The sequence below is a fragment of the Streptomyces sp. NPDC018833 genome, from assembly GCF_044390825.1.
Taxonomy (GTDB): domain Bacteria; phylum Actinomycetota; class Actinomycetes; order Streptomycetales; family Streptomycetaceae; genus Streptomyces.
Genome location: NZ_JBIRZM010000009.1, coordinates 74,699 through 93,411, shown reverse-complemented (window position 1 = coordinate 93,411; position 18,713 = coordinate 74,699). Strand labels below are relative to the sequence as shown.

15 protein-coding genes are annotated in these 18,713 nt (G+C 71.4%); 3 read left to right on the top strand and 12 right to left on the bottom strand.

Features of this window, described 5'->3' with window-relative positions:
* Positions 1-5 precede the first annotated feature (5 nt).
* The 7 genes from ACH5AF_RS19545 to ACH5AF_RS19515 form a co-directional block, all read right to left on the bottom strand.
* Positions 6-2,513 (bottom strand): NADH-quinone oxidoreductase subunit G, encoded by a 2,508-nt coding sequence (locus ACH5AF_RS19545; protein WP_398902884.1) that lies wholly within the window; start codon positions 2,511-2,513, stop codon positions 6-8.
* Between the two features lie 202 nt (positions 2,514-2,715).
* On the bottom strand, positions 2,716-4,095 hold the full coding sequence (nuoF, locus tag ACH5AF_RS19540; protein ID WP_398902883.1) for an NADH-quinone oxidoreductase subunit NuoF: 1,380 nt from the start codon (positions 4,093-4,095) through the stop codon (positions 2,716-2,718).
* Entirely contained in the window at positions 4,095-4,916 is an 822-nt protein-coding gene (gene nuoE, locus ACH5AF_RS19535; RefSeq protein WP_398903031.1) for an NADH-quinone oxidoreductase subunit NuoE, read from the bottom strand. The genes nuoF and nuoE overlap by 1 nt, the downstream gene beginning before the upstream one ends.
* 26 nt (positions 4,917-4,942) lie before the next feature.
* Entirely contained in the window at positions 4,943-6,259 is a 1,317-nt protein-coding gene (locus tag ACH5AF_RS19530) for an NADH-quinone oxidoreductase subunit D (RefSeq protein ID WP_398902882.1), read from the bottom strand.
* A gap of 52 nt (positions 6,260-6,311) precedes the next feature.
* Positions 6,312-7,040: an NADH-quinone oxidoreductase subunit C gene (locus ACH5AF_RS19525; protein WP_398902881.1), complete on the bottom strand. Its 729-nt coding sequence runs from the start codon at positions 7,038-7,040 to the stop codon at positions 6,312-6,314.
* Complete coding sequence (locus ACH5AF_RS19520; protein ID WP_398902880.1) at positions 7,037-7,591, bottom strand: NuoB/complex I 20 kDa subunit family protein; 555 nt, start codon at positions 7,589-7,591, stop codon at positions 7,037-7,039. Before ACH5AF_RS19520 ends, ACH5AF_RS19525 begins: the two co-directional genes overlap by 4 nt.
* A 19-nt stretch (positions 7,592-7,610) precedes the next feature.
* Positions 7,611-7,970: an NADH-quinone oxidoreductase subunit A gene (locus ACH5AF_RS19515; protein ID WP_398902879.1), complete on the bottom strand. Its 360-nt coding sequence runs from the start codon at positions 7,968-7,970 to the stop codon at positions 7,611-7,613.
* A 692-nt stretch (positions 7,971-8,662) separates the two neighbouring features.
* Between ACH5AF_RS19515 and ACH5AF_RS19510 the strand changes: the two genes are divergently transcribed.
* The gene (locus tag ACH5AF_RS19510) at positions 8,663-9,448 is read left to right on the top strand and encodes a C40 family peptidase (protein WP_398902878.1); all 786 of its coding nucleotides are present in this window, start codon (positions 8,663-8,665) and stop codon (positions 9,446-9,448) included.
* A gap of 538 nt (positions 9,449-9,986) precedes the next feature.
* Here ACH5AF_RS19510 and ACH5AF_RS19505 read toward each other — a convergent pair.
* Positions 9,987-10,778, bottom strand: coding sequence for a class I SAM-dependent methyltransferase (locus tag ACH5AF_RS19505; RefSeq protein WP_398902876.1), 792 nt, complete (start codon positions 10,776-10,778; stop codon positions 9,987-9,989).
* A gap of 152 nt (positions 10,779-10,930) precedes the next feature.
* Here ACH5AF_RS19505 and ACH5AF_RS19500 point away from each other — a divergent pair, with 152 nt between their 5' ends.
* Entirely contained in the window at positions 10,931-12,460 is a 1,530-nt protein-coding gene (locus tag ACH5AF_RS19500) for a hypothetical protein (protein WP_398902875.1), read from the top strand.
* Positions 12,461-12,613: 153 nt separating this feature from the next.
* On the opposite strand, the gene ACH5AF_RS19495 is transcribed toward ACH5AF_RS19500, so the two are convergent.
* The 3 genes from ACH5AF_RS19495 to ACH5AF_RS19485 all read right to left on the bottom strand — a co-directional run bounded on the left by ACH5AF_RS19495 (position 12,614) and on the right by ACH5AF_RS19485 (position 15,596).
* Positions 12,614-13,033, bottom strand: a complete 420-nt coding sequence (locus tag ACH5AF_RS19495; protein ID WP_398902874.1) for a hypothetical protein — start codon at positions 13,031-13,033, stop codon at positions 12,614-12,616.
* Between the two features lie 90 nt (positions 13,034-13,123).
* Complete coding sequence (locus ACH5AF_RS19490) at positions 13,124-13,924, bottom strand: hypothetical protein (protein WP_398902873.1); 801 nt, start codon at positions 13,922-13,924, stop codon at positions 13,124-13,126.
* A gap of 385 nt (positions 13,925-14,309) precedes the next feature.
* Positions 14,310-15,596: a geranylgeranyl reductase family protein gene (locus tag ACH5AF_RS19485; protein ID WP_398902872.1), complete on the bottom strand. Its 1,287-nt coding sequence runs from the start codon at positions 15,594-15,596 to the stop codon at positions 14,310-14,312.
* Positions 15,597-15,699: 103 nt separating this feature from the next.
* On the opposite strand from ACH5AF_RS19485, the gene ACH5AF_RS19480 reads away from it, so the two are divergent.
* On the top strand, positions 15,700-16,230 hold the full coding sequence (locus tag ACH5AF_RS19480; protein ID WP_398902871.1) for a GNAT family N-acetyltransferase: 531 nt from the start codon (positions 15,700-15,702) through the stop codon (positions 16,228-16,230).
* Here ACH5AF_RS19480 and ACH5AF_RS19475 read toward each other — a convergent pair.
* Complete coding sequence (locus ACH5AF_RS19475; protein ID WP_398902870.1) at positions 16,217-18,604, bottom strand: hypothetical protein; 2,388 nt, start codon at positions 18,602-18,604, stop codon at positions 16,217-16,219. The two genes, ACH5AF_RS19480 and ACH5AF_RS19475, sit on opposite strands and share 14 nt — an antisense overlap.
* Between the last annotated feature and the right edge of the window lie 109 nt (positions 18,605-18,713).

Here is an 18,713-nt window from a genome sequence, read left to right as displayed (position 1 = left end):
TGCGGTCACGCCTCCACCTCCGTCGCACCCGTCGCCGCCGTGATGCGGACCAGCTCACCGGGGCGTGCCCCGGTGTCGGCGGCGACGCCGCCGCCCACGGAGTTCAGGGGCAGCCACACCACCCGGTCGGGCATCTCGCTCACCTGGAGCGGCAACCGCACCGATCCGGCGGGGCCGGCGACCTGCAGTTCGTCGCCGTCCTTGACGCCCGTCTCGGCCGCGGTCGCCGCCGACAGCCGGGCCACGGCGGCGTGCCGGGTACCGGCCAGCGCCTCGTCGCCCTGCTGGAGCACGCCCTGGTCGAGCAGGAGCCGGTGACCGGCGAGGACCGCCTCGCCCGCGCCCGGTCGGGGCAGCGGCCGGGCGGACTCGGCGGGTACGCCGGCGCGGGGGCCGTCCCAGCGGCCGAGCCGGTCCATCTCGGCGCGTACGGACTTCAGGTCCGGCAGGCCGAAGGGGATGTCGAGCGCGTCGGCGAGCATGTGCAGCACCCGGGCGTCGGTCGGCGCGAGGGGGCGGGTCATCTGCTCGGGCTTGAGTGCGGCCTCGAACATCCGGACCCGGCCTTCCCAGTTGAGGAAGGTGCCGGGCTTCTCCGCCACGGCCGCCACCGGGAAGACGACGTCCGCCCGCTCGGTGACCTCGCCGGGCCGCAGCTCCAGCGAGACCAGGAAGCCCACCGCGTCCAGCGCCTCCCGCGCGCGTGCCACATCGGGCAGATCCGTGACCTCGACGCCGGCGACGACGAGTGCGCCCAGTTCACCGGTGGCCGCGGCCTCGACGATCTGGCCGGTGTCGCGGCCGTAGCGGTGCGGAAGTTCACGCACCCGCCAGACCCCGGCGGTCTCCTCGCGGGCCCGCGGGTCGGTGGCCGGGCGGCCGCCGGGCAGCAGCGACGGCAGCGCGCCCGCCTCGACCGCGCCACGGTCGCCCGCCCGGCGCGGGATCCACACCAGACGGGCCCCGGTGGCGGCCTGGGCACGCAGGGCGGCGGTGAGACCGCCGGGCACGGCCGCGAGCCGCTCGCCCACGACGATCAACGCGCCCTCGGCGCGCAGCGCCTCGGCCGCCTTCGCGCCGTCCGGGTCCAGGCCCGTGCCGGAGGCGAGGGCGTCGAGCCACTCGGTCTCGGTGCCGGGGGCCGCGCGCAGCAGCGTGCCGCCCGCCTTGGTGAGCCCCCGGGTGGCGTGGGTGGCCAGGGAGAAGGTGCGCTGACCGTGCTTGCGGTGGGCCTTGCGCAGCCGCAGGAAGACGCCGGGCGCCTCCTCCTCCGACTCGAATCCGGCGAGCAGGACCGCGGGGGCCTTCTCCAGCGAGGTGTAGGTGACTCCGGTCCCGGCCAGGTCCCGGCCGCGGCCGGCGACGTGGGCCGCCAGGAAGTCGGCCTCCTCGGCGGAGTGGACCCGCGCGCGGAAGTCGATGTCGTTGGTTGCGAGGGCGACCCGGGCGAACTTGGCGTACGCGTAGGAGTCCTCGACGGTCAGACGGCCGCCGGTGAGCACACCGGCCCGGCCGCGTGCGGCCCGCAGGCCCTCCGCGGCCGCCTCCAGCGCCTCCGGCCAGCTCGCCGGCTCCAGCTCACCGGTGTCCTTGTTGCGCACCAGGGGGGTGGTGAGGCGGTCGCGCTGCTGGGCGTAGCGGAAGGCGAACCGCCCCTTGTCGCACAGCCACTCCTCGTTGACCTCCGGGTCCTCGGCGGCCATGCGGCGCATGACCTTGCCCCGCCGGTGGTCGGTGCGGGTGGCACAGCCGCCCGCACAGTGCTCGCACACGCTCGGCGAGGAGACCAGGTCGAAGGGGCGGGAGCGGAAGCGGTACGCGGCCGAAGTGAGCGCGCCCACCGGGCAGATCTGAATGGTGTTGCCGGAGAAGTACGACGCGAAGGGGTCGCCCTCGCCGGTGCCGACCTGCTGCAGCGCACCGCGCTCGAGGAGTTCGATCATCGGGTCGCCCGCGATCTGCTGGGAGAAGCGGGTGCAGCGGGCGCACAGCACGCACCGCTCGCGGTCGAGCAGCACCTGTGTGGAGATCGGCACGGGCTTTTCGTAGGTGCGCTTCTTTCCCTCGAAGCGGGAATCCGCCTGGCCGTGCGAGACCGCCTGGTTCTGCAGCGGGCACTCGCCGCCCTTGTCGCAGACCGGGCAGTCCAGCGGATGGTTGATCAACAGCAGCTCCATCACGCCCTTCTGCGCCTTCTCGGCGACGGGCGAGGTGAGCTGCGTCCTGACGACCATGCCGTCGGTGCAGGTGATGGTGCAGGAGGCCATCGGCTTGCGCTGGCCCTCGACCTCGACGATGCACTGGCGGCAGGCGCCGGCGGGGTCGAGAAGCGGGTGGTCGCAGAAGCGCGGGATCTCGATGCCGAGGATCTCGGCGGCCCGGATCACCAGGGTCCCCTTGGGAACCGAGAGCTCGATGCCGTCGATGGTCAGCGAGACTGTGTCCTGGCCGACGGCCTTCGACGGTCCGGCAGCCTCCCCGCCACCGGAGGGCGCACTTGTCGTGACGGTCATGCGTTCACCTCCAGATGCGACGACTCGAATCGCCTTGCGTGACCCGACCCGGTGGGCAGGGCCGACGGGGCCGGCCGCCCGGGACGGCTCGCGGCGTGGCCGCGGACGACCGGGGCCGGGAGCGAGGACCCGCCGGTTTCGGCCCGCCCGCCGGGGCGGACCGGGGCGAAGCCGCGGCCGGTGCCGGGCGCGTGCGCCGGACTCATGCGGACACCTCCGTGCTGTGTCGGTCGGCCCAGACCGTCGACTTGGCCGGGTCGAAGGGGCAGCCCCCGCCCGTGATGTGCTGCTCGTACTCGTCGCGGAAGTACTTGAGCGAGGAGAAGATCGGCGATGCGGCGCCGTCGCCGAGGGCGCAGAAGGACTTGCCGTTGATGTTGTCGGCGATGTCGTTCAGCTTGTCGAGGTCGCTCATGACGCCGTTGCCGGCCTCGATGTCCCTCAGCAACTGCACCAGCCAGTACGTCCCTTCACGGCACGGCGTGCACTTGCCGCAGGACTCGTGGGCGTAGAACTCGGTCCATCGCGTCACGGCCCGCACCACGCAGGTCGTCTCGTCGAAGCACTGGAGCGCCTTGGTGCCCAGCATCGAACCGGCGGCGCCCACGCCCTCGTAGTCCAGCGGGACGTCGAGGTGCTCGTCGGTGAACATCGGGGTCGAGGAACCGCCCGGCGTCCAGAACTTGAGCCGGTGGCCCGGCCGCATGCCGCCGCTCATGTCGAGCAGCTGGCGCAGGGTGATGCCGAGCGGGGCCTCGTACTGGCCGGGGCCCGCGACATGGCCGCTGAGCGAGTAGAGCGTGAAGCCGGGGGACTTCTCGCTGCCCATGGACCTGAACCAGTCCTTGCCCTTGTTCAGGATCGCGGGAACCGAGGCGATGGACTCGACGTTGTTCACCACCGTGGGGCACGCGTACAGACCGGCCACCGCGGGGAAGGGGGGCCTGAGCCGGGGCTGGCCCCGGCGGCCTTCCAGGGAGTCCAGCAGCGCGGTCTCCTCACCGCAGATGTACGCGCCGGCGCCCGCGTGCACGGTGACCTCGAGGTCGAGTCCGCTGCCCAGGATGTCCTTGCCGAGGAAGCCTGCTTCGTACGCCTCGCGCACGGCCTCGTGCAGCCTCCGCAGCACGGGGACGACCTCGCCGCGCAGGTAGATGAAGGCGTGGTTGGACCGGATCGCGTAGCAGGCGATCACGATGCCCTCGATGAGGGAGTGCGGGTTGGCGAAGAGGAGCGGGATGTCCTTGCAGGTGCCCGGCTCCGACTCGTCGGCGTTGACCACGAGGTAGTGGGGCTTGCCGTCGCCCTGCGGGATGAACTGCCACTTCATCCCGGTGGGGAAGCCCGCGCCGCCGCGGCCGCGCAGGCCCGAGTCCTTGACGTAGGCGATGAGGTCGTCGGGCGACATCGCGAGTGCCTTGCGCAGCCCCTCGTAGCCCTCGTGCCTGCGGTACGTCGCCAGGGTCCAGGACTCCGGTTCGTCCCAGAAGGCCGAGAGCACCGGGGCGAGCAGCTTCTCGGGGCTTGCCTCTCCGCGGGCCTGCGGCTGGGAGGGGCCTTCGTATTCGGTGGACAAGGTCATCACTCCCCCTCCTCGGCCACGGGTCCGGCCGGGTGGTCCGGGTCGGACGCGGATGTCTGCTGGGGCGCGTCGTGCGAGCTGAGGTGCTCGCCGGGCGACGGCTCGTGCGGCGGCGTGTCCCGTGGCGCCTCGCCGCGAGGGTGGACCACCCGCGCCGGGGCGGCCTCGCCCCTGGCCAGGCGGAGCCCGATCAGCGACGCGGGCCCGGCGCCGCCGCTCGCCTCGACCACACCGGGGCGCTCGTCGGGGAAGCCGGCCAGGATGCGGGCGGTCTCCTTGTACGTGCACAGCGGTGCTCCGCGGGTGGGGCTGACCTGCTCGCCCGCCCGCAGATCGTCGACCAGTTTCTTCGCCGTCTGAGGCGTCTGGTTGTCGAAGAACTCCCAGTTGACCATCACGACGGGTGCGAAGTCGCAGGCCGCGTTGCACTCGATGTGTTCGAGCGTGACCTTGCCGTCCTCGGTCGTCTCGTTGTTGCCGACGCCGAGATGCTCCTTGAGCTCCTCGAAGATCGCGTCGCCCCCCATCACCGCGCACAGGGTGTTGGTGCAGACGCCCACCTGGTAGTCGCCCGACGGCTTGCGCCGGTACATGGTGTAGAAGGTGGCGACCGCGCTGACCTCGGCGGTGGTCAGCTCCAGCATCTCCCCGCAGAACCGCATGCCCGTACGGGACACATAGCCCTCCTCCGACTGCACCAGGTGCAGCAGCGGCAGCAGCGCGGAGCGGGAGTCGGGGTAGCGGGCGATGACCTCCCGGGCATCCGCCTCCAGCCGGGCGCGCACATCGGCCGGATAGTCGGGGGCGGGCAGTTGCGGCATGCCCAGACTGGTCGCAGTAACGTCAGTCACCGGTCGACGCCTCCCATCACGGGGTCGATGGACGCGACGGCGACGATGACGTCGGCGACCTGGCCGCCTTCGCACATGGCCGCCATGGCCTGCAGGTTGGTGAAGGACGGGTCGCGGAAGTGGACCCGGAAGGGGCGGGTGCCGCCGTCGGAGACGACGTGGGCGCCCAGTTCGCCCCTGGGGGACTCGACCGCGGCGTAGGTCTGCCCGGCAGGCACGCGGAAGCCCTCGGTCACCAGCTTGAAGTGGTGGATCAGGGCCTCCATGGAGGTGCCCATGATCTTCTTGATGTGGTCGAGGGAGTTGCCGAGACCGTCGGGGCCGAGTGCGAGCTGCGCGGGCCATGCGATCTTCTTGTCGGCGACCATGACCGGCCCCGGCTCCAGGCGGTCGAGGCACTGCTCGACGATGCGCAGGGACTGCCGCATCTCCTCGAGGCGGATGAGGAAGCGGCCGTAGGAGTCGCAGGTGTCGGCGGTCGGGACGTCGAAGTCGTACGTCTCGTAGCCGCAGTACGGGTCGGTCTTGCGCAGGTCGTGGGCGAGGCCCGCGGAGCGCAGGATCGGTCCTGTGACGCCGAGCGCCATGCAGCCCGTCAGGTCGAGGTACCCGGTGTTCTGCAGACGTGCCTTGAAGATGGGGTTGCCGGTGGCGAGCTTGTCGTACTCCGGCAGGTTCTTCTTCATCGTTCTCACGAACTCGCGCATCTGGTCCACCGCGCCGGGCGGCAGGTCCTGCGCGAGTCCGCCCGGCCGGATGTACGCGTGATTCATGCGCAGACCGGTGATCAGCTCGAAGATGTCGAGAATCAGTTCACGGTCGCGGAATCCGTAGATCATGACCGTGGTCGCACCGAGTTCCATTCCGCCGGTGGCGATGGCGACCAGGTGCGAGGCGATCCGGTTGAGCTCCATCAGCAGGACGCGGACGGTCGTCGCCCGGTCCGGGATCTGCTCCTCGATGCCGAGGAGCCGCTCCACCCCCAGGCAGTACGCCGCCTCGTTGAAGAACGGCGTCAGGTAGTCCATGCGCGTCACGAACGTGGTCCCCTGCGTCCACGTGCGGTACTCGAGGTTCTTCTCGATGCCCGTGTGCAGATAGCCGATGCCGCAGCGGGCCTCGGTGACGGTCTCGCCGTCGATCTCCAGGATCAGGCGGAGGACACCGTGCGTGGAGGGGTGCTGGGGACCCATGTTGACGACGATGCGCTGGTCGTCGGCCTTGGCCGCCGACTGGACGACCTCGTCCCAGTCGCCGCCGGTGACCGTGTAGACGATGCCCTCGGTGGTCTCGCGGGGGGAAGCAGTGGTCATTGGAGCCTCCCGAAGGGAGTCGATGAGGGGCGGTGGTCGGGTGGCGGGGCGCTCACGAGTACGACCTCCGCTGGTCCGGAGCCGGGATCTGGGCGCCCTTGTACTCGACGGGGATGCCGCCGAGCGGATAGTCCTTGCGCTGAGGGAAGCCCTGCCAGTCGTCCGGCATCATGATCCGGGTGAGGGCGGGGTGGCCGTCGAAGACGAGACCGAAGAAGTCGTACGTCTCGCGCTCGTGCCAGTCGTTGGTCGGGTAGACCGACACCAGCGACGGGATGTGCGGGTCGCGGTCGGGGGCCGAGACCTCCAGCCGGATCAGCCTGCCGTGGGTGAGCGAGCGCAGGTGGTAGACGGCGTGCAGCTCCCGGCCCTTGTCCTCGGGGTAGTGCACCCCGCTCACGCCGGTGCACAGCTCGAAGCGCAGCGCGGGGTCGTCGCGCAGGGTCCTCGCCACGTGCGGCAGGTGTTCCCGCGCGATGTGGAAGGTCAGTTCGCCTCGGTCGACGACCGTCTTCTCGATGACGTTCTCGGGTACGAGGCCCTGTTCCTCCAGGGCTCCTTCGAGCTCGTCGGCGACCTCGTCGAAGTACCCGCCGTAGGGGCGGGTGGCGGGACCCGGAAGGCGTACGGAGCGTACGAGCCCGCTGTAACCGGACGTATCCCCTCCGTCATTCGCGCCGAACATGCCGCGCTGGAGGCGGATCTCCTCGCCGTGCTCACCGCGCTGGCCGGGCAGGTTCTGCGCGGAGAGCTCCTTCTCCGGATTGGGCTGATCGGTCATCGCAGCAGCCCCTTCATCTCGATCGTCGGGAGCGCCTTGAGGGCCGCCTCCTCCGCTTCGCGGGCCGCTTCCTGCGCGTTCACACCGAGCTTGGAGCCCTGGATCTTCTGGTGGAGCTTGAGAATCGCGTCCATCAGCATCTCGGGTCGCGGCGGACAGCCGGGCAAATAAATGTCGACGGGGACAACGTGATCAACACCCTGCACAATCGCGTAATTGTTGAACATTCCGCCCGATGAGGCGCAAACCCCCATGGAGATCACCCACTTGGGGCTGGGCATCTGGTCGTAGACCTGGCGCAGGACGGGCGCCATTTTCTGGCTCACCCGCCCGGCCACGATCATCAGGTCGGCCTGACGCGGCGAGCCGCGGAAGACCTCCATGCCGAACCGGGCCAGGTCGTACCGCCCGGCGCCCGTCGTCATCATCTCGATGGCGCAGCAGGCCAGGCCGAAGGTCGCCGGGAAGACCGACGACTTGCGCACCCAGCCCGCGGCCTGTTCGACGGTGGTCAGCAGAAAGCCGCTCGGCAGCTTCTCTTCGAGTCCCATAAGAGTGCCCCTTCGCCCCTCAGTCCCATTCCAGGCCGCCGCGCCGCCACACATACGCGTAGGCGACGAAGACGGTGAGCACGAAGAGCAGCATCTCCACGAGCCCGAAGATCCCCAGGGCGTCGAACGTGACGGCCCAGGGATAGAGGAAGACGATCTCGATATCGAAAATGATGAAGAGCATCGCCGTCAGGTAGTACTTGATCGGGAAGCGGCCGCCTCCGGCCGGCGTCGGCGTGGGCTCGATGCCGCACTCGTACGCTTCAAGCTTCGCCCGGTTGTACCGCTTTGGGCCGATAAGCGTGGCCATGACCACGGAGAAGATCGCAAACCCTGCCCCGAGGGCGCCGAGCACAAGGATGGGCACGTAAGCATTCACCCTCCCCGCTCCTTCCAGTCGTCCTTGACCGTTGGACCGCACCGGGCCTATCGCCTCGCCGCCTCGCGAAGATCGTGTACATGTGAGGCAGTTCACAAGCCCGACTGCTCCGCATCCTATGCCTGTCGGTCTGTGATCTGCGACACGGGGTCGGGCATCGCGTTTGTGATCTCCACCACCGGACGAACGATCATGAACGAGGATGAGCGGTGATCTTCACACGTGAAGCTCCCGAGTGATCACCAGACGTGACATCCGGTGCGGTTACCGCTGGTCAACGGTGTGCCGCTCTATCAAGCACCGAGCCGTGCAGGCAAATTGGCAATGGACCGCAATGGGTGATAGAGGACATCCGCTCACTCGACCGTGGGACAGGGCGGACGACGGTGGACGCATGCGGGCGTTCACGCGGTCCGGGACGCCCGGGCGTTGACCATTCTGTGACCTGCGCCACTCACTCAAGAGTTCAACAAAAGCGGGCTTGGCCATCCATGCGGTGGAGTGATACGCCGACGGCAATTCGGACCTTTTACGGGAAGCCCATGATCACAGCCATGATCACGCATGCCCGTTTTGCCCGTTACGGCGTCAATAAGGATCCGTACAGAGCGGATTCACTGATTCCGTTCATAACTGTGGCGCAACCCACGTTTCTTGAAGGGAACCGTCACGCCCTGATAGCGGTTGTACTCATGTCCCACACCGCTCACATACCCAGCCACCGGAAGCCCCGCCGCGGAGCGTCGAAAGTCGCGATCCGAGCCGGAGTTGCCGGTGGCTTCCTCAGCACCATCGCGGTGGCCGGAGCTGCCGGGCCGGCGAATGCCGAGCCGGTGACCGCGACCATCGAGATGCCCGTCCTCACGTCCGCCGACCTTTCGGCCGCGGTCGGTCAGTCGGCCCAGGCCACGCAGCAGGTCGCGCTCGACCTCGAACTGCAGGCCCAGGAGGACGCCGCCGCGGAGCAGGCGGCGAAGGCCGCCAAGAAGGCCAAGGCCGAGGCGGAACGCGAGGCCGAGGCCAAGGCGAAGGCCGAAGCGAAGGCCCGCGCCGAGGCGGAGGCCAAGGAGCGCGCCTCCCGCACCGCCGAGCGCACCACACTCTCCGCCACCGCCCCCGCGAGCGGCTCGGCCGCCACCGTCGTCGCGTTCCTCAAGGCGCAGCTCGGTGACGCGTACATCATGGGCGCCACCGGTCCCAACGCCTGGGACTGCTCCAGCCTCGTCCAGGCCGCGTTCCGCCAGGTCGGCATCGACCTGCCGCGCGTCTCGCAGGACCAGTCGGTCGCCGGCACCCAGGTCGGCACGTCCAACCTCCAGGTCGGCGACATCCTGTACTGGGGCGGCGCAGGCTCCGCGTACCACACCGGTGTGTACATCGGTGACGGCAAGTACCTCGACGCCGCGAACCCGAGCAAGGGCGTCGTGATCCAGGACCTCTCCGGCTACCCGGCGAGCGGCGCTGTCCGCGTGCTCTGAGGTATCTGAGGTATTCGACACCGACGAAGGGCCGCCGCCCCGCACAGGGGCGGCGGCTCTTCGCGCGTACGCGGGTGGCCTCACGGCTCCCCGTGCGCTCAGGAACGACCGGACGCCTCCACCCGACCCGCTGCCTGGTCGGGTGGAGGCGTCCGTCGCCCGTCGCTCGTCGCTAACGGCTTCCCGAGCGGCGCCCCTGCGTGCCCGGCCGGATCGGCCCGCGCTGCCGCGTCAGCCACGCGTCGACGTCTGCGTCCCCCCGCGGGGCCCGGGGCCCCCGGCCCGGAGGGAGCACGCCGCCGGTCGCCCTCGCGTCGCGGCCCGCCGCGCCCGGGAAGCGGACCCGGCAGCGCCCAGCGGCACCGGCCGGGTCGGGGAGCAGGGCGGCGGACCATGTCGTCGTGCGCCTCCTCGCGGGGGTCCGCCGGCTCCGGGGCGACGCGTCTCTCCGGTCCGGGGTCCGGGCGGGCGGTCGGCGGACGGACGCTCCGCCCGTGAGCCCGTCGGCGGTCGTCCGGCCGTCGGGTACGCACACCGGTCAGGCGGCGTGGGTGACGCGGAGTTTGGACTGGCCGTGCGGCAGCCGTTCCCAGTCGTCCATGAAGCGGGCGGCGAGGCCGTGCCGCGCGGCCAGGGAGATCAGGGTCTGGGTGCGGTAGTAGAAGTCCTCGCCCAGCACCTGGTGCTCGCGCGCCTCGGTCCGGTCGTAGGTGAAGTCGAAGAAGCCGCCGGGGGCGAGGATCCGCCCGACGTTCGCCAGGCATTCGTCGATGATCTCGAGCGGCGAGTGCGAGAAGACGCTGTGCGCGTGCACGACCGTGAAGGAGGCGTCGGGAAGGAAGTCCAGCGTCAGGTTGTCCACAGGCGTCAGGTACGGAAGCTTGTGCTGGAGGCCGTAGCGGACGAGGGTCTTCTTGGCCTCGATGAGGATGTCGGGCGAGATGTCGATCCCGTAGTAGTGGCCGGGCTCCAGATAGTCGATGAACCGCCAGCCGGCCCGCAGGTTGCCGCAGCCGATCTCTAGCATCCGATCGTGCGGGCCCAGCCCGTGCTCCCGCAGGTAGTCGAACTGCATCTGACCGATGGCGAGCCAGCGCTCGTACGAGGGCCCGCCGCCGACCGCCGCTTCCGGGCTCCTCGCGGTGTCCGAGGCCATCACCGCCCGGTAGTACGCGACATGGCCGCCGCGGTGGCGCAGCCGCAGCCAGGTGTCCCGGCCCGCCCGGCGCAGGTAGGGCACCACGCGCCCCGGATGCCGGAGCGCGTAGCGCACCTTGTGTCCGAGGCGTGCGCGGTTCGTCGACAGGCGGGATGCGGGTCGTTGCGGCATGACGGCCTCCGTGCCATCGGTGGGCGGTCCCTTTTCGGATGCTAACCACGAGGGGCCCGGCCCGGCGCGGGCTCACCCGTTGGGAACGCTCTTTGGGCCGAGTGCCGGACCGGCACGCGCACCGGACCGCGGCCGGCGGCAGCGTGACTTCCATGCGGAAAACAGACGTGATCGGCGAGACGCCGGTCGGTGCGGTGGTCGCGGCACGGCAGGGCACGGTGGCCGCGGCCGCCTCCGGGAGTCCCCTGCCGTGGCTCGCGGCCGTCTCCGCCGCCTTCACGCTCGTCCACCTCGCCCTGGTCGCGCCGGGGCTCGGGCTCGGCTGGGACGAGTCGGTGTACGTCAGCCAGGTGAGCCCGCAGGCCCCCGCGGCGTTCTTCAGCGCGCCGCGCGCCCGGGGCATCACCTACCTTGTCGCCCCCGTCGCGGCGCTGACCACCTCCGTGACGGCGCTGCGCGTGTTCATGGCAGTGCTGGCCGGCTGCGGGCTGTTCCTCGCCCTGTGGGTGTGGCGCCGACTGCTGCCCGCTCCCGTACTGGCCATGGCCGGAGCGCTGTTCGCGAGCCTGTGGATCACCATGTTCTACGCCTCGCAGGCGATGCCCAACCTTTGGGTCGCCTACGGTTCGCTCGTCGCGGTCGGCTGCTTCCTGCGCGCCGCCCAGCAGCCGAGCGACCGATGGGCGCCGGCCGGCATGGCCGCCGGGGTGGCGTTCGCCGCGCTGATGCGGCCCACGGACGCGGTGTGGCTGGCCCTGCCGCTCGCGGTGGCGGCAGTGGTGATGCGGGCCTGGCGGTGGCCGCTGCTGCTCGTCCTGCTCGCGGCGGGCGTGGCCGCCGGCTGTGCCCAATGGATCGCCGAAGCGTACGTCTCGTACGGCGGTCTCGGGACACGGCTGGACCGGGCCAGCGAGATCCAGGGCCGGCTCGGCTGGTACTTCTCCGTCGACGACCATGTGCGCGCCCTCGACGGGCGCATACTGTGCCGCCCCTGCGACGTGCCCTGGCGGCGTCCTGCCACCGCGCTGTGGTTCTTCGCGCTGCCGCTGCTCGTGGCGGCCGGCCTGTGGGCCGCCTCCCGCGCCCGCCGCCACCACGCGGAGCTGGTCGTGGCGACCGTGGCCGGCGCTGCCCTGGCCGCGCCCTACCTGTTCACCGTCGGCTACGCGGCGCCGCGCTTCCTGCTGCCCGCCTACGCGCTGCTCGCCCTGCCCGTCGCGTACGGCCTGGTCCGGGCGTGCCGTCCCCGGCCGTGGGGACGCCGGATCGCCGTCGGGTTCGTCGCCGCGGCCCTGGCCGCGCATCTGGCGGTGCAGTACCGGGTGGTCGACAGCGCGGCGGACCGGGTGCGCCGCGACACCGCCGAGCTCGGGCGCATCGCCGCCGAACTGAACGCCCTCGGCGTGCGCCCGCCCTGCGTGGTCAGCGGCACGGACGCGATCCGCATCGCGTTCCGGGCGGGCTGCGCCTCACGGCAGCGCAGCGGCCACGACGAGAGCATCACGCCGGAGGAACTCGCTGCCATGGCGCGCCACCGGCCGGTCGCGGTCCTGGTGGGCGAGGAGGGACGTCCTCCTGCCTGGGCCCGCGCATGGCCGGCCCATCCGCTGCCGGGTCTGGGCAAGCGGACCGGGCTGCGTGCCTATGTCATGGGCGCGCCGCCCGCGGACACGAGCCGCTGAGGCGACCGGACCGGGCGGCCGACGGCGACCGCCGCCGGCCGCCCGGGGAGTCCTGCACGAGCCGGCCCCGGCGGGGTGCCGGCGTAGGTGAGTCCCGCGGCTCCCGGAGGTGACGCGGCCCGCGAGCGCGGCCCGCTCCGCCCGGTCGACGGCTCAGCGGTGGATGTTCGTCTGATCGCCGCCTGCCTGGTAGATGTGGCTGCCGCCCGAGGCTCTTGCCTCTTGTACCAGCGTGCCGCGGTGTGACCGGTCCTCCGCCATCGGCAGGAGCGGGGTCAGCTCCTCGTCGAGCACACGGCGGAGTTCACGTGCCAGGTCGGGATCGTCCCGCAGCAACCGCTGGAGCCTCCGCTGCCAGTCAGAAGCGAGATGGCCTTCGGTTTCGGGGTCGTTGGTCTGTCGCGCCTCCAGCACCTCGGCACGTACCTCCGCCAGCTCGGCCTCGACGGCCGGGACCCGCTCGGGGTGGACGCGCCGCCACAACTCCACGGCGGAGGTGCGCGCCTGCTGCCAGGCGTCGGTGGCCATCGCACCGACCAGGGCGGTCGCGGCGGCCGCTGCCAGTGGATCCATGTCAACCTCCAGGAATGACATTTCTGCATGGTCGTCGATGGGGCTCATGTGGAGAGGCGTGGTAGGCGGGCTGCACCGTGTCCGGCCGGTTCAGCGGTCCGCGGACGCGCCGGGTGGAGGACCCCAGACGACCGCGTCGAACTCCACGGTGGGCATGACCCCTTCCGGGGTCCGCGTCGCCCGGAGGCGGGCGACCCGGCCGCCGTCGGTCTTCACGCACAGGACGGTGCCCGGTCGCACGGGGACGGAGGAGGCGGCGGCGGCTTCGACCGTGCCGGCGCAGCTCCCGTAATCCGGTAGTTCTCCGTCGGTCCGCCACAGCGACACGGCCCCGGCGCTGCCCGGTAATACATCGAGACCGCCGCTGGCGCGCGACCCGAGACCGAGACCGAGATCGCCGTAGTCGAACTGCGACGGCTTGGTGGGCTGGCCGTCGTCCAGCTCCTTGCCCTCCAGGCCGAGCACCATGATGCCGCTCCATTGGACCGAGGGCTCGGGGCGCGCGGAGGACGGGCTCGGAGCGCCGGTCTCTTCCTCCGGTTCGGCGGTGGGACCGGTTGCCCGCGGTCGGTCGCCACCCACCTGCGGGCCGCCGCCCGGCGTGCCGTCGGGTGAGGAGTCGGGCTGACGGCTGGTGCCACTCGGGATCCGGCCATCGATCACCGCGTAAGTGGCCACCGCGCCGACGATCGCGGCGATGGCCGCTGCCAGCACGATGTGTCTCCTGCGGTGGGCCCGGGACCGGTCGGCGGCAGCGCCGTCGGCGGCTGCCGCGGCTGCGGAGTGGCCGGGTGGGGGGAGGTAGAAGACGTTGTTGTTGCTGCTGTTGAGGTTGAGTTGTCCGCCCCCGGCCTGGTGCACGGAGCCCGACGTCTCTGCTCTCCCCCGCATGCTGACGGCGGAATCGGACTCCTCCGGCCGTCGCTCGCCGCTCGCGCTCTGGTTGCCAGACATCCCCCGCCTCGGCAGTTGCTTCCCCCGCTGTCCCCGTGGGGCAAGCGTATGCCGTCGCCTCGACCGGCCATCGGACTTTCGTCGAATTCCCCGCCTGCACCGGCGACGGGCGGGGTGGCGGTTCCCCGATGCCCCGAAGCACCCGAGGCCGGCTACGAACGCGAACGAGAGCGCCAGTCAGCGGGACCGCAGGACAGCCGCAGTGCTCGCCGAGTCACGCAGGAGTACCAACTGCTCCCGCTGTACGCGGCTCACGTCTGCGCCCGTCGCCGCGCAACGGCAGCCCGGACCAGCGGAGTTCCCCGTGATCCCGGTTGAAGGATCACGAACGCGGAGCCACCTTCGACAGGCCGTTGATGATGCGGTCCATCGCGTCGCCGCCCGTCGGGTCCGTCAGGTTCGCCAGCATCTTCAGCGTGAACTTCATCAGCAGCGGGTGCGTCAGGCCGCGCTGGGTGGCGACCTTCATGACCTTCGGGTTGCCGATCAGCTTCACGAACGCGCGGCCCAGCGTGTAGTAGCCGCCGTAGGTGTCCTTGAGGACCTTCGGGTAGCGGTGCAGGGCCAGTTCGCGCTGGGCGGGGGTCCGGCGCGCGTGGGCCTGGACGATGACGTCCGCCGCGATCTGGCCGGACTCCATCGCATACGCGATGCCCTCGCCGTTGAACGGGTTGACCAGGCCGCCCGCGTCGCCGACGAGCAGCAGGCCCTTGGTGTAGTGCGGCTGGCGATTGAACGCCATCGGCAGGGCCGCCCCGCGGATCGGGCCGGTCATGTTCTCCTCGGTGTAGCCCCAGTCCGCCGGCATCGAGGCGCACCACGCCTTCAGCACCTCGCGCCAGTCCAGCTCCTTGAAGGACGCGGAGGTGTTGAGCACGCCCAGGCCCACGTTGGACGTGCCGTCGCCCATGCCGAAGATCCAGCCGTAGCCGGGCAGCAGCCGGTCCTCGCCCGGGCCGCGCCGGTCCCACAGCTCCAGCCACGACTCCAGGTAGTCGTCGTCGTGGCGCGGGGAGGTGAAGTACGTACGGACCGCGACGCCCATGGGGCGGTCCTCACGGCGGTGCAGGCCCATAGCGAGGGAGATGCGCGAGGAGTTGCCGTCGGCGGCGACGACCAGGGGGGCGTGGAAGGTGACCGGGGTCTTGTCCTCGCCGAGCCTGGCCTGCACGCCGGTGATCCGGCCGGTGCGGTCGTCGATGACCGGCGCGCCCACGTTGCAGCGCTCGTACAGCCGCGCGCCCGCCTTCTGCGCCTGCCGTGCCAGCTGCTCGTCGAAGTCGTCGCGCTTGCGGACCAGTCCGTAGTCCGGGTACGAGGCGAGCTCCGGCCAGTCCAGCTGGAGGCGCACCCCGCCGCCGATGATCCGCAGGCCCTTGTTGCGCAGCCAGCCGGCCTCTTCCGAGATGTCGATGCCCATCGAGACGAGCTGCTTGGTGGCGCGCGGGGTGAGGCCGTCGCCGCAGACCTTCTCGCGCGGGAACGCGGTCTTCTCCAGCAGCAGGACGTCGAGTCCGGCCTTGGCGAGGTGGTACGCGGTCGTGGAGCCGGCCGGGCCTGCCCCGACGACGATCACATCGGCAGTGTGCTCGGTGAGGGCTTCGGTCACGGCGGGATCTCCCGAGGATTCGATTCGATATTGCGTACCGAACGGCACAGGACAGGGGCAGTCTATGGGGGCGAACAGATCCGCCGACCGAAGGGCTCCTTACATGAGCAGCAGGCCGCTCCCCGTCGTACAGCTGCGCGTCCCCACCGACGAGGACGCCCTGGCCTGGCACCGGGTGTTCGACGACCCGGAGGTCATGGAGTTCCACGGGGGCAGGTCGGCCGAGCTGTCGGAGTACGAAGAGCTCACGGCCCGGCAGCGCAAGCACGACGCCGAGCGCGGTTTCTGCTTCTGGACGATCCTCGACGAGGACGGCGAGGTCATCGGTTTCACCGGGGCACAGCCGTGGCCGCACGAGAGTTTCGGCCCGGTCGGCGAGATCGAGATCGGCTGGCGGCTGGCCCGTTCCGCCTGGGGCAAGGGCTGTGCGACGGCCGCCGCCCGCACCACGGTGGAGCGGGTACGGGCGGCGGGGGTGGAGCGGGTGGTGGCGATGGTGAACTCCCGCAACGAGCGGTCCATCACGCTGGCCCGGCGGCTCGGCATGGAGCTCACCGAGACGTTCACGACTCCGGTGTCCAAGCAGCAGGCACTCTGCTTCCGGCTGGAGCTTGCCTCAGTCAGCCGGCCCTGAACGTGTCGATGGCCGTCGCGAACACCACGTCCTTCTCCGGGTCCCAGCGGTCGGCCCGGCCGGCGACGAGGACGGCGTACTCGGTGCCGTCCTCGTCGACGAAGGCCTGATCGATGACATGGCGCACGAGGCCCCCCTCGTCGGGCTCGGGAACATGGGTGAACTCCCAGATCGCGCCGGGGCGGCCCTGGAAGGTGTTCCGCTCCAGCCGCAGGCGACGGTAGTCGCTCTCGGCGTTCGCCAGGTGCTTCTTCTCCAGGCCGGTGAAGTTCTCGTACGAGCTCATCGGGGTGTTCGGGACGACACCGATCTGGAGGTAGTCGCCGCCGGTCGGCGCCTCGTAGAAGACCTGGCTGCCCGCCGGCCGGCGCGTCCAGCCCTCCATGACCGCCACGGTGAACCCGGCGGGGTCCTGACGCAGCGTGAACCCGGCCGGGAGCGTGCCGTCGCCGCCGGGGGCGGCCGACGGGGAGCCGGTGGCCGCATCGGTGGGTGCGGCGGAGGGCGTGGCGGACGGTGTGGCGGAGGGTGTGGCCTTCGGCTTGGCGTCGGGGGTCTTCGCCGGTGGCGTGCCCTGCGCCGCGGGCACAGTGCCGCCCTTGTCCTGCTTGTTCTGCTTGTCCTGCCAGATCAGCGCTCCGGCCATGGCGCCTCCGCCGACCACGAACGCGGCGACGAGCGTGACCGTCCACACGAGGACGACCCGGCGCCGGCGCGCGCCGTCCGGCCCCGGGGTGGATGCGTCGGGCGCCGCCGCAGACGCACCGAGTTGCACGGTGTACGGGTCGTGCGCGGCGGCCGTGGCGACGTACGGCGCGGGCGGGGCGGGCGGGGCGGCGGCCGGGTCGTGGGCCGGGGCGACGTACGGCGCGGGCGGGGTGGTCGTCGGCGTGGGCGGGGCAGTGGCCTGGTCATGCGACGGGGCGGTGTACGGCGTGGGCGGGGTGGTCGTCGGCATGCCAGGGACGACCGGGGTGTACGGCGGCGCACCGTACGGGGTCGCGGGCGGGACCGTGGCCTGCTGCCCCACCAGCCGCAGAACGTACGGGCCCAGGAAGGTCGCACCGCCCACCCACAGCAGCCCGAACAGCAGCGCGTCCGGCACGCTCGGCGCGATCTCGCTGACGCCTTGGCCACTGAAGTCCGCGAGCGCGCCCGCCAGTCGGGTCGAGACACCGCTGACCCCGGTGAACAGCAGTACCAGCCCCAGAGCGAACGCTCCCGCCAACAACTGCTCGCGCCGGTCGGCCGAGCGGCGCGCCGTCCAGACGCCGAGGATCAGCGCCGATACGACGCCGAGCCCCACCACGCCCGCCACCGCGCCGCCGCCCCACACCTCGGAGATCTCACCGAGGCCGAAGCCGCCGTGCTCGGCGCCCGAGCCGAACATGCCGACATCGCCCCGGACGTCGTACGTCACGGGCACTCCCCAGCTCAGGCCGAGCACCGTGAAGCCGACGTTCGGCAGGAGCGGCAGCGCGATCAGCAGGGCCGTTCCGTCCACGTCGTCGTTGCTCGCGTAGACGGTGAAACCCACCAGCGCGCACAGCGCGATCACGACCGCGAGCGCGCGGACCGCCGTGCCGAAGGCACGGACCGTGGACCGGGCCGCCGGGCGCTGCGCCAGCCAGCCGGCGAGGTCGTCGCGCTGGAGCACCCCGGCGGTCACGGCCGCCGAGAGCACCAGCGCGCCGAGCGCCGCGAGCAGCGGGGACGAGGAGACCTCGATGCCCGCGATCTCGGGCTGCGCGAACAGGCCGAGCACCAGGACGGCGGCGGTGACCGACAGGGAGACGCGTACGGCGGCGTCGAGCCCCGCGCCTTGTGAGCGGAGCATCCGCGCGCCCAGGTAGAGCGCGGCGATCCACAGCACGGTCACGGTCAGTGGGACGAGCGAGAGCGACGCGCTGCCCTGCGCGACCGCGTCCGTACCGGGGAATCCGGAGCCGTCACCGTAACCGTCCGAGCTCCGGCCCCAGGAGAAGCGTCCGCCGTCCGACGACGAGCCGCCGGTGCCGAATCCGGCCCCGTCGGCCGCCGTCAGCTCGAACCCGCCGCCGAGGCCCTGCATCAGCAGCGCGAGGGCGATCCGCAGCCGGTCGCTCCAGCCGACGACGACCTCGTCCTCCTGCCCGTACGACGGCACCGCCAGCGCGGTCGCGAGCACCAGCAGCAGCCCGGTCGGCCAGAGCGCCGCCCGTACCGATGCCGCCCAGTCGCCGCGCAGGGCCCGCCCGGCGAAGGCGGCGACGGGTGAGGGGGCGATGGATGAGGGGGCGACCGGTAAAGCGGCAGCAGGAGCGGGTCCGTACGCCGGCGGGGGCGGCACGGGTGCCGGGGGCGGGGCAACCGGCGGCGGGGCGGTCTCGGGCACGCGCTCCTTTCCGCACTTCATGCAGAAACGGGCCTCATCCGGGGATGGGGCACCGCAGTGGCCGCAGTACGACGCCATGGGGAGACTCCGAAAACGGTGAGCGGGAACG